Origin of the sequence: Collinsella aerofaciens (assembly GCF_039836695.1) — a bacterium.
Lineage (GTDB): Bacteria > Actinomycetota > Coriobacteriia > Coriobacteriales > Coriobacteriaceae > Collinsella > Collinsella aerofaciens_BD.
The window spans coordinates 1-10,766 of the sequence record NZ_JBDPAC010000037.1 but is presented as its reverse complement, the minus strand read 5'-3'; the positions used below and the strand labels follow the sequence as shown (position 1 = coordinate 10,766).

Genomic DNA, 10,766 nt, shown 5'->3' with positions numbered 1-10,766 from the left:
AGAGTACTGCGGGGTCAGCCCGTGGGAGGCCAGGGCGCCGCTGACCGGTGGACGGCACCGAGCCGTACGCTTGAACTGAGAAGGGGGGAGGCCTCGCGGCCTCCCCCTTTTTTGCGTTTACGGGGCGTAAATGACTCAATTACACCAGACGATCTTATCGTTTTTGGTATTGAGCCCTTATTTAAAGAAGATAAATCGAATAACAAGGGCAACTGCTATGGCCACAATGATCAAAAGCAGGATTGTCAGTCGATGCTGCTTGCGTCGTTTACTTGATGAAACGAAGATTGATTTTCCCTGTTTTGGCGTTTCGAGATAGCGAGCCGAATGCGTCAAGGTTTGCTTTGGTCGAGGACCTCTTTGTCGATGAGCGGCGGATGCTTTCAGTGGCTCCTCACTAGCTGCGCTGTTTTTAGATAATGGTGCGTCTTTCAGATATACAGGGTCTCCCGAGGCGACGCCCATATGTTTACGTCCCGTTTGGGCATCCTCGAGCGTTTGATATCGATTTCTCGTCACATACTCGGGCTCCGGATCATTAATGGGCTCTTGCGAGATGTGGGGGCGATGGAACCGTGGCGGCTGCGTAGAAGTATCTTCCCCCTGCGTCGGCATAAACATATTGTTCTGGTTTTGGTCGTCCATGATGCCCTTTAGCTCGTTACCAACAACGTGTACGCGCTCATTGTAAGCCCCTTGTTATTTGTAGCTGCGAACATACTCGTTATTTAAGCTCTGGTTCAAAGAACCTTAACCTTACTAAAACCTTAGTCAAACACACTTAGATATGCTTATAGTACTGGACTCAAAAAACTTTATAGTCGATGTATATATGAGCACTGGGTGGGCATATATAAGAGCGTCAAAAGAAGTCCCAGTCACCTAGAAGATGACTCGGCAGTCCTATAAAGGAGTGGTAAACATGGCAAGCATGGTTCCTTATCGTTCGGTTTTTGGCGTTCGTCCCTCTGCAAGCTCGCTGTTCGATCTGTTTGATGATATGAGCGACCTAGCGAACAGCTCGATTGCCTCTAAGGCGTTCCCCGTTGACGTTGAGGATAAGGGCGATGGCTATGAGGTCAAGGCTTATCTGACCGGCGTCGCCAAGGACGATATCGATGTCGAGCTTAACGAGGGCCGTCTGTCCATTAGCGTGAATGTCGAGGAAGACGAGGAGAACGAGGGCAAGAACTTCCTGCAGAAGGAGTTCAGCTCGTACAGCGCGACGCGTGGCGTGTATCTAAAGGACGCTTCGAGCGAGGGCCTCTCGGCTAAGTACGCTGACGGCATCCTGACCGTTACGGTTCCCAAGATCGTCGAGAAGAAGAACGTTACGAAGATCTCCATCGACTAACTTCGTTGGTGTTCTGCGCTATTAAAAGACAGCAAAAGGGGCTGGGAAGCGATTCTCGGCCCCTTTTGCTGTCTAAGACAGTCTATTGAATGGTTGCTGGCCGATGCTGGCTTGCTGGGCGTATCGAGAGTTTTCGCGATCCTTGGAGAAGGGTGGCGGAGCTACCGACCTCGTCATCAAGGGTTGCGTCTAGAGCTTTGGCATAGCTTTTGACGGTAAGGCTCGGACGATTGTTATCTTGGCTGATATGCATGGCAATGAGCTGTTCGGTGCGATCGGTAACAAGTTCGCGCGCGGCTTCGGCGGCTTGGCCATTGGAGAGGTGTCCCCTTGCAGACAGGATGCGCTCTTGAAGAAAGCGGGGATATTCTCCCTCGCGCAGCATGGTCACATCGTGGTTGCTTTCGAGTGCGAGGACTCGACAATCTTTGAGGGTGTTCATGGCTTGGCTCGATAGCTCTCCGGTGTCGGTGGCAAAGCCGATGGAATCATCGAGGGCGTCAAATCGATAGCCGACTGGATTGATGACATCGTGTGACGTTGAGTAGGTTTGCACGTGGATGCCGGCAATGGATAGGGTGTCACCGGGATCGAATTCCTCGACAGGCAGATGCGAAAGGTTTTCTTTGCTCGAAAGTGTGCCCCTGCTGGCAAAGAGGGGGCCGTGCCAGTGCTTGCACCAGACATCGAGACCCTTGATGTGATCGCTATGCTCATGAGTAATGAGAAGAGCCGAGACGTTGTCAGCCGAGAGCCCCAGTTCTGCCATGCGCTTTAATGTCTCGCGGCGAGACAGTCCGTCATCGACCATAATGAGCCCCTGCGGGCCCTCGATGAGTGCGCAGTTGCCTTTAGAGCCACTGCCGAGGATATGAAGGTACAGACGAGACATAAGATTCCAAAGGATACAATGGGTGCGGACGAATGGAGGAGGAAGCGAATGCCAACGGTATCACAGCATTACGGACACCATGCCGTGCCCGGGGCAGTCGATGAGACCCGAACGAGGCAGCAGGCTGCTCCTGTCGTGCTCATGGTATCAGGCGGCGCGGACTCGACGGCACTGCTTCTTATGGCGTGCACATCAAAGCTGGATATCCAAGACGGGCGCGGTGTTGCCCCCATTGCTCGCGAGCGCCTGCATGTGCTGCATGTAAACCATCATCTGCGCGGCAAGGCGTCCGATGGCGACGAGGCCTTTGTGCGTGAGCTCTGCGCGAAATATGGTTTACCGCTGTGCGTGGAGCACGCTTATTTTGATGGGGAGTCGGGCAATATTGAGGCCGCGGCCCGCGAAGTGCGCTATGCCGCGGCGCGGAGGTATGTTCGCGAGCTCTGCGCCCAGACGGGGGCACCGCGAACGGCGGCTCGTATCTGCACCGCGCACACGTCTTCGGATCGCGCGGAAACGTTTTTGATGAACGCGATTAAGGGTTCGGGGCCCGCTGGCCTATCGAGCATTCCTCGCCGGAGGAATATCGTGGTGCGTCCCTTGCTCGACCTAACTCATGGCGAGCTTGTGGGCTATCTACAGGTACATGGTCAGCCGTGGCGTGAAGACGAGAGCAATGAGGATATCTCGTATCTGCGAAACTACGTGCGCCATCGGGTAATGCCAGTGGTGGCACAGCGTAATGCGAGCGTGTGCAAGACGATTGGCGCCGCCTGTGAGATCTTGGGTGACGAAGACGCGTTTCTATCCCAGCTGTCGGCGCAGGCGTTTCGAAGCTGCCTGCGCAAGGAGGCGGCGGGCGCGCTAGTGCTCGATGCCAGACGCCTTGCTGCGGCCGAGGTGGTAATCGCGCGGCGCATCGTGCGACTGGCGATTAAGCGCATCGATCCGGACGCTCGTCCAGAGATGCGACATGTGGAGCGAGTCCTTTCCTGCGTTGCCGAGGGCGCCGGCTCGGTCACGCTTCCGGAGGGGATTGACGCACGCATTGAGTTTGGCATGCTGGCGTTTAAGGCGCCGGCGGCTCGCGAGGGCCTGGTCGCGGACTGGGTTACCGTACCCGGTCGTTTGCCGTTGGGCGGGGGACGTATGCTGGTCACAGAACCGATGGCCGTTGAGCCGGGATGCGATATCGTGCGTCGCGCCCGTGAGCTTGCGGCTGCCGGGGAAGTGACAGCTTTGGTAGACGCGGCTGCCCTGGGTTTTGCCGACAGCGATAGTGAGCGGATCCTGGCGGGCTCGCGTGGCAAGATCCCTGTCGAGGCGCGATTGGCGCGCCTGTGGGTGGACGGTCCCGCACCGGGAGACGTGATGTGCCCGTTAGGGATGAGTGGCCGAAGCAAGAAAGTATCCGACTTGCTAGGCGAGGCTCGCATTCCCGTTTCCGAGCGCGCCGGCGTGCCCATGGTGAGGACGGCGCCGGGAGGTGCCGTGGTGTGGGTCGCCGGAGTTCGCGCGGACGAGCGTTTTAAGTGCACGGCCGCAACGCGCGTGGCATATCTGCTTCGTGTGGTCGATGCGGAATAGCGTCCTACGCCAGCTATTCTGTGCGGCGTTGACGGTATTCCCGCGCTGATGGTGCGCGGGCTGGAAAATATACCCCGTGCGCTGCTAGAATGTGTAGTTCGCGTCCATACGGCGGTGTGTGGGCGATTAAGCACAAGAAAGGGTTGTCATGGCTTCTCAACATCCGGATATCGAGAAGGTTCTGTTTACGCAGGAGGATATCGACGGCATCGTTTCTCGCCTGGGCGAGGAGATCACTCGCGACTACGCGGGTAAGGATCTGGTGCTGATCGCGGTCCTGCGCGGTGCCGTTGTCTTTATGGGCGACCTGATGCGCAAGATTGAGCTACCGACCAACATCGATTTCATGGCTGTTTCGAGCTATGGCGACGGTGTGAAGTCTTCGGGCATCGTGCGTATCATTAAGGATCTGGATATCGACATCCGCGGTCGCGACGTGCTGATCGTCGAGGACATTCTGGACTCGGGCCTGACCCTCAAGTACCTGATGAAGAACCTCGAGAGCCGCAAGCCCGCTTCGCTGGAGGTCGCCGCCTTCCTGTGGAAGGACGTTGAGGACCGCACCTCGGCCATCACGCCCAAGTATGTTGGAACCCATTGCCCCGATGCCTTTGTGGTGGGCTACGGCCTCGACTATGCCGAGCGCTATCGTAACCTTCCGTATCTGGGCATTTTGAAACCGGAGGTTTATTCGTAAGATGCCCGACGACCATAACGATAACAATTCCCAGACTCCCCGGGAGCCTAAGATCCCGGGGATGCCCGGAGGCAAGAAGCCCACGCGTACGGGCTGGCTGTATTTTCTTTTGGCTTGCGCGCTTCTGGGCTATGCCTTCTTTAATATGGGTTCCGGCTTTGCCAGCTCCAGCAATACCGTTAAGCTCGCGACGAGCGAGATGGTCAGCGCCATCAAGCAGGATTGCGTCGAAGATCTGACCTATACGGTTCAAGACGGAAGCGTGACGGGTCATTACTGGAAGACAAAAAAGGACAAGGGCGATACGAGCGAGCTCAAGAGCTTCTCTTCGACCTATGTCGGCTCCGATTCGCTTGCCGAGCTCATGGCGGAGCACCCCGATATCAAGTACATCGTCAACACCAACGATCCCGATTTTTGGGGCGACTTGGCGATGAGTGTGCTTCCGACGATCGCCCTTATCGCCATCATGTTCTACTTTATGCGCCAGATGATGGGCGCCAACAACAGGAACATGCAGTTTGGCAAGACCAACGCCAAGACCAACGAGGCCACACGCCCCAAGGTCAAGTTTGAAGACGTTGCCGGAGTGGACGAGGCAGTCGAGGAGCTCGAGGAGATCCGTGACTTTTTGAGCGATCCGGATCGCTATCGCAAGCTGGGCGCCAAGATCCCGCGTGGCGTGTTGCTGGTTGGCCCTCCGGGCACCGGTAAAACGCTGCTGGCCAAGGCCGTTGCCGGCGAGGCGGGCGTGCCGTTCTTTAGCATCTCGGGTTCCGACTTTGTCGAGATGTTCGTAGGTGTCGGCGCCAGCCGTGTGCGTGACCTCTTTAAGGAGGCCAAGTCCCAGGCCCCGTCGATCATCTTCATCGATGAGATCGATGCCGTGGGACGTCAGCGCGGAGCTGGCTTGGGCGGCGGTCACGACGAGCGCGAGCAGACGCTCAACCAGCTGCTGGTCGAGATGGACGGCTTTGAGGAAAGCGAGTCGGTCATCCTGATCGCCGCCACCAACCGCCCCGACATTCTGGATCCGGCGCTGCTGCGTCCCGGTCGTTTTGACCGTCAGGTTACGGTCGACCGTCCGGATGTGAAGGGCCGCGAGCAGATCTTGCGCGTGCATGCCGAGAACAAGCCGATGGACGAGGACGTTAAGTTTGAGAAGCTCGCCCAGATGACCGTTGGCTTCACTGGTGCCGATCTGGCAAATCTGCTCAACGAGTCTGCGCTGTTGGCTGCCCGCCGCCATCGTTCCGTGATCTCGATGGACGAGGTCGAGGAATCGATGGAGCGCGTGATTGCCGGACCGCAGCGCAAGGGTCGCGTGATGACCGAGGCCGAGCGCACCACGATTGCCTACCACGAGAGCGGTCACGCCCTGGTGGGTCACATCCTGGAGCACTCCGATCCGGTCCACAAGATCTCGATCGTCAGCCGCGGCCAGGCTTTGGGTTACACGCTGCAGCTTCCGCAGGAGGACCACTTCCTCAAGACCAAGAACGAGATGCTCGACGAGCTCGCCGTGTTCTTGGGTGGCCGCGTTGCCGAGGAACTCATGTGCGACGACATCACGTCGGGCGCGAGCAACGATCTGGAGCGCGCGACCAAGATGGCGCGCGAGATGGTCACGCGCCTGGGCATGAGCGAGGAGCTTGGAACGCAGGTGTTTGGTGAGGCGCAGCATCAGGTATTCCTGGGCCGCGACTATGCCGATCATCAGGACTACTCTGAGGAGACGGCGCGTCGCATCGACATTGAGGTCCAGCGCATTATGCGTGAGGCCCATCGTCGTGCGGTCGAGATCCTGGATGCCCGTCGCGATCAGCTCGACCTGATGGCCAAGGTGCTGCTCGAGCGCGAGACCGTCGAGGGTGACGCCGTGAACGCCCTGCTCGACAACGAGTGGGACGCCTACCTTGAGCGCGAGGGCGATATCCTGGCGGCCAAGGAGGAGCGCAATGCCAAGGCGGCCGGCATGCCGACCAAGAAGCGCACGCCCCGTATGAGCGAGGAAGAGCTGGCGGCTGATGCCGCGGCCTTTGCGCAGGCGGCCATGCAGGAGGATGCCGAAGTCGCATCCGATGATGCTGACGATGACCATGCCGTCGTCGATGCCGATGCCGACACCGACGCCGACAAATAGTCTTTGTGGCGAAAGCCTCCGCGGGGAAACCTGCGGAGGCTTTTTCTTTTGAGCGATATGGGGCCGTCTGTTGATTGGGGACAGACTTAAATGAGCGTTTTCACGCATTTAAGTCTGTCCCCAATCAACATTGCTGCGGCACTTTGCTCGACTAAAGCGTACAATAGCGCCTATGCGAAAGGGGAACAGATGATCAACGAAACTATGTATGCTCGCGGCGCGGAAAGCTCCATCATCCGTGAGATTTTTAGCTATGGCCTTGAGCGCAAGGCGCAGATCGGTGCGGAAAACGTATTCGATTTTTCGCTGGGCAATCCGAGCGTTCCGGCGCCCGCTGCTGTGGCTGAGTCGATTAAGAAGGCCCTGGAGCTGCCGAGCGACCAGCTGCACGGCTACACCCCCGCTCCGGGCCTGCCGCAATGTCGAGCAGCCGTCGCCGAATCGCTCAACCGCCGCTTTGGAACGAACTATGAGGGTAAGGACGTCTTTATGACGGTGGGTGCCGCGGCTTCGCTCACCTGTACGCTCAACGCCGTTACGAACCCGGGCGACGAGGTTATTGTTATCGCCCCGTACTTTCCGGAGTATCGCGTTTGGATTGAGAAGGCCGGCTGCACGTGTGTTGAGGCGCCTGCTGATGAAGACACGTTCCAGCTGAGCGTGGACAACGTGCTCAAGGCGATCACCGATAAGACGGCTGCCGTCATCATTGACTCGCCCAACAATCCGACCGGTGCCGTATATACATGCGACACGCTGACGCGACTGGCCAATGTTCTGCGCGAGGCCAACGCTCAGCGCGATTCCGAGAATCCGATTATGCTCATCTCGGATGAGCCGTACCGCGCGATCGTGTACGGTGCCGAGGTGCCTTGGGTGCCCTCGATCTACGAGCACAGCATCGTGTGCTACTCGTATTCCAAGTCGCTGTCGCTGCCTGGTGAGCGCGTGGGTTGGATCTTGGTTCCCAACACCAATCCGCAGGCTGCCCGTCTGATGCCGGCTGTTGCGGGTGCTGCCCGTACGCTGGGTTTTGTATGCGCACCGGCGCTCTTCCAGCGTGTGATCATCGATTGCATCGATGAGCCGAGTGACGTTGAGGCCTATGCACGCAACCGCACGGCGCTTACCGATGCATTGGCGGAGTACGGCTACACGTATGTTGAGCCGGATGGCGCGTTCTACCTATGGGTGAAAGCACTGGAGCCCGATGCGAACGCCTTCTGCGAGCGCGCAAAGAAGTATGAGCTGCTCGCAGTGCCCTCGGACAGCTTTGGCATGCCGGGCTGGTTCCGCTTGGGCTACTGTGTGAGCTACGAAACGATTGTCAATTCGCTACCCGCTTGGAAACAGTTGGCGGACGAGTATCGTTAAAAGTAAAGCGCTCTGCCTGCAATGTTTTACGTGAAACGGGGTTTGGTGTTAAGCCGGACCCCGTTGTCATGGACGTTGTGTCTTTGGGATGAAGTGGTTTTACGACTATCGAAGGCTATGCGTACAATGAATATAAGCGACGGCCGTGCCAGATAAGGAGACCTGATGCCCTACCTGCTTTCTTGTGACATTCATACCCATACGATGTTCTCTGCGCATGCATATTCGACCATTGAGGAGAATGTGTACTGGGCGGCAGAGCGTGGTCTGCAGGTGCTCGGATCTGCCGACCATTTGAGCTCTATGGTTACAGCTTGCCCCAATGACCTGCGCAGTTACCAGTTCTTTATCAACCAGGATATCTGGCCGCGCATTTGGAGCGGCGTGCTGGTGCTGCGTGGTGCCGAGGCCGATATCGTTTCGCTGGACGGAAGCCTGTTTGGCGAGGACACCCCTGTCACGCTCGATATTGCCGGCGATTCGTACAGCCGTCAGCATTCGCTGTTCGATTTGGTTACGCGTAATGTGGATTATTTGGTTGCGAGCGTGCATAATCCGCAGATTGCTGAAGGCGCGACGCTGGCCCAGACGACCGAGATGTATATCAATGCCCTGGAGCACCCCAAGGTGTTCATGCTGGGTCACACGGGGCGTTCGGGCGTGCCGTTCGATATCGACGAGGTGCTGTTGGCAGCTAAGGCCAAGCACAAGATTATCGAGATCAACAACCATAGTCTTGAACACGGTGTCGACGCTGAGCATTGGGCCGTATGCCGCAAGATCGCCGAGCGCTGCGCCGAGCTGGGCGTGGGCATTGGCGTTTCGACCGATGCGCACATTGGCATGGCAATTGGTAAGCTCGATCACGCCCGCAAGTTGCTCGACGAGATTCACTTCCCGCTGGATTTGATCGTGACGCGCGACCGCGAGACGCTGTTGCGCGAGATGGCGGCAGCCGGCGTGTGCGACCTGCGCAAGGGGATGTAGCGGAGTTTATAAACCAAGTGAAGGGGGCGGCCCGGGCGAGCCGCCCCCTTCTTGTGCCAGAGAATTAGCGGCGTTCGAGGACCGCTACGGTTTCGGTATGGTCGGTGTGGGGGAACATGTCGACGGGCGTGATCTTGAGCAGGCGATAGCCTCCGTCGAGGAGCTGGTGCAGGTCGCGCTCTTGGGTCACGGGGTTGCAGCTGATATAGGTGATGCGGCGCGGCTTAAGCGCGCAGGCAGCTTCGAGGAGCTCGGGGGTAGAGCCGGCGCGCGGCGGATCGATGGAAAGGACATCGACCCTCTCGTTGTTGTCGGCGGCATCCAGGATGTAATCGGTGGCATCGTCGGCCATAAACCAGGCGCTGCGGGTAAGACCGTTGAGCTCGGCATTGCGGCGTGCGTCGGCAATGCCCGCCGGGTTGCGCTCCACGCCGAGCAGTATGATGCCGATCCCCTTGTTCTGGGCATCTTTAGCTGCGCAAAGACCGATGGTGCCGCTGCCGCAGTAAGCATCCATAAGCACATCGCCCTGGTGCAGATCCATGCCGTCGATAGCGAGCTGGTAGAGCAGCTCGGTCTGCTGCGGGTTGGTCTGGTAGAACGCGGTAGGGGAGATATCGAATTCGCAACCGAGCAGCTGGTCGCGCATGCACTCGGCGCCATATACAATGCGGGTTTCCTCGCCGAGGATGGCGTTGCCGGGACGTCCGTTGATGTTTTGGGCGACGGTGACGATGCGCGGATCGAGTGCAGCGACGGCATCAAAGAATTCCTGCGCATGCGGCAGGTCGCGCTGGGCGGTCACGAGGGTGACCATAATCTGGTCGGTGCGCCAGCCGCAGCGAACGACGGCATAGCGAAGCAAACCCAGATGCTTGTCCTCGTTAAAGGCAGGAATGCGCAGGCGCTCAGCTTCACGCGCGATGCCGTTAAGAATCTGTCGGGCGCCCGGTGCCTCAACAGGGCATTCGGGAACAGCAACGATTCTGTGCGTGCCGCGCTCAAAAAAGCCGCAGCGGACAGTGCCCTCCTTGCCGGGAGCAAAGGGGGTGGCAGCCTTATGACGAAAACCACGCGGAGCAGGATATTTGCCCGGGTCGCCCAGGGTGACGCCCATACCGCGAATGGGATCGACGCTAATACCCTCGCGCTCGCATAGAGCAGCAAAAAGCTCCTCCATAACAGCCTGCTTAGCTGCCAACTGCTTTTTATAAGGACGATTGAGCGCCGTGCACCCACCGCAAGCTTTCATAATGGAACAGGGAGACTTGGGGTCCACAGCTTTACGCGCAGACGAAACCTGATCTTTATGCGGGCGCTTGGAACGAGTCTGAGACGCCTTGTCCCCGCTCCGACGAGAGCCGGGACGCTTGGCCTTAGCCCTGCTCTTGGTCGATTTGCTTTTTGCAGCTTTAGAAGACTTGGATTTCGTAGAAGATTTCTCCTCCTTCGACCCCTCAGCCGCCTCCACCAAAGCACGACGAGCCCTACGCTCCGCACGAGATTCTGCCATAAATTAACCCCACTAATTTACAAATTGAAAGCTGCAAGCATTGTACCGTGCCAAGCTAGCGGACGATATGCAAGTGCCCATTTCATGTCAGTGATAAGCCCAACGATGTTTGCCCGGCGTGGGCGGGGAGCGGCGCGTAATTAAGTTTATCGCGAGTTCCGCACGCAAAGGAAAGCACTTAATGTGCTTTCCGTCTTGCGCAGGACTGTAGAGCAGGAA

9 protein-coding genes are annotated in these 10,766 nt (G+C 58.0%); 6 read left to right on the top strand and 3 right to left on the bottom strand.

Features of this window, described 5'->3' with window-relative positions; all coding sequences use genetic code 11:
* Positions 1 to 177 precede the first annotated feature (177 nt).
* Positions 178 to 645 carry a hypothetical protein gene (locus ABG996_RS10465; RefSeq protein WP_347479819.1) on the bottom strand — a complete coding sequence of 156 codons (468 nt, stop codon included), beginning with the start codon at positions 643 to 645 and terminating at the stop codon, positions 178 to 180.
* A 277-nt stretch (positions 646 to 922) separates the two neighbouring features.
* On the opposite strand from ABG996_RS10465, the gene ABG996_RS10460 reads away from it, so the two are divergent.
* Entirely contained in the window at positions 923 to 1,354 is a 432-nt protein-coding gene (locus ABG996_RS10460) for an Hsp20/alpha crystallin family protein (protein ID WP_035138719.1), read from the top strand.
* 82 nt (positions 1,355 to 1,436) lie between these two features.
* Here the strand turns inward: ABG996_RS10460 and ABG996_RS10455 are convergent, their stop codons facing one another.
* The gene (locus ABG996_RS10455; protein WP_347479818.1) at positions 1,437 to 2,246 is read right to left on the bottom strand and encodes an MBL fold metallo-hydrolase; all 810 of its coding nucleotides are present in this window, start codon (positions 2,244 to 2,246) and stop codon (positions 1,437 to 1,439) included.
* A gap of 48 nt (positions 2,247 to 2,294) precedes the next feature.
* Here ABG996_RS10455 and tilS point away from each other — a divergent pair, with 48 nt between their 5' ends.
* The 5 genes from tilS (at position 2,295) to ABG996_RS10430 (ending at position 9,034) form a co-directional block, all read left to right on the top strand.
* A complete protein-coding gene (gene tilS, locus ABG996_RS10450; RefSeq protein ID WP_347479817.1) occupies positions 2,295 to 3,833 on the top strand; it encodes a tRNA lysidine(34) synthetase TilS in 1,539 nt (512 codons plus the stop codon).
* Positions 3,834 to 3,981: 148 nt separating this feature from the next.
* Positions 3,982 to 4,530, top strand: coding sequence for a hypoxanthine phosphoribosyltransferase (gene hpt, locus ABG996_RS10445; protein ID WP_006235600.1), 549 nt, complete (start codon positions 3,982 to 3,984; stop codon positions 4,528 to 4,530).
* Positions 4,531 to 4,591: 61 nt separating this feature from the next.
* Positions 4,592 to 6,673 (top strand): ATP-dependent zinc metalloprotease FtsH, encoded by a 2,082-nt coding sequence (gene ftsH, locus ABG996_RS10440; protein WP_347479816.1) that lies wholly within the window; start codon positions 4,592 to 4,594, stop codon positions 6,671 to 6,673.
* Between the two features lie 189 nt (positions 6,674 to 6,862).
* On the top strand, positions 6,863 to 8,047 hold the full coding sequence (locus ABG996_RS10435) for a pyridoxal phosphate-dependent aminotransferase (protein WP_347479815.1): 1,185 nt from the start codon (positions 6,863 to 6,865) through the stop codon (positions 8,045 to 8,047).
* Between the two features lie 165 nt (positions 8,048 to 8,212).
* Entirely contained in the window at positions 8,213 to 9,034 is an 822-nt protein-coding gene (locus ABG996_RS10430) for a phosphatase (RefSeq protein WP_347479814.1), read from the top strand.
* A gap of 64 nt (positions 9,035 to 9,098) precedes the next feature.
* On the opposite strand, the gene rlmD is transcribed toward ABG996_RS10430, so the two are convergent.
* Positions 9,099 to 10,313 carry a 23S rRNA (uracil(1939)-C(5))-methyltransferase RlmD gene (rlmD, locus tag ABG996_RS10425; RefSeq protein WP_347479820.1) on the bottom strand — a complete coding sequence of 405 codons (1,215 nt, stop codon included), beginning with the start codon at positions 10,311 to 10,313 and terminating at the stop codon, positions 9,099 to 9,101.
* Positions 10,314 to 10,766: the final 453 nt, after the last annotated feature.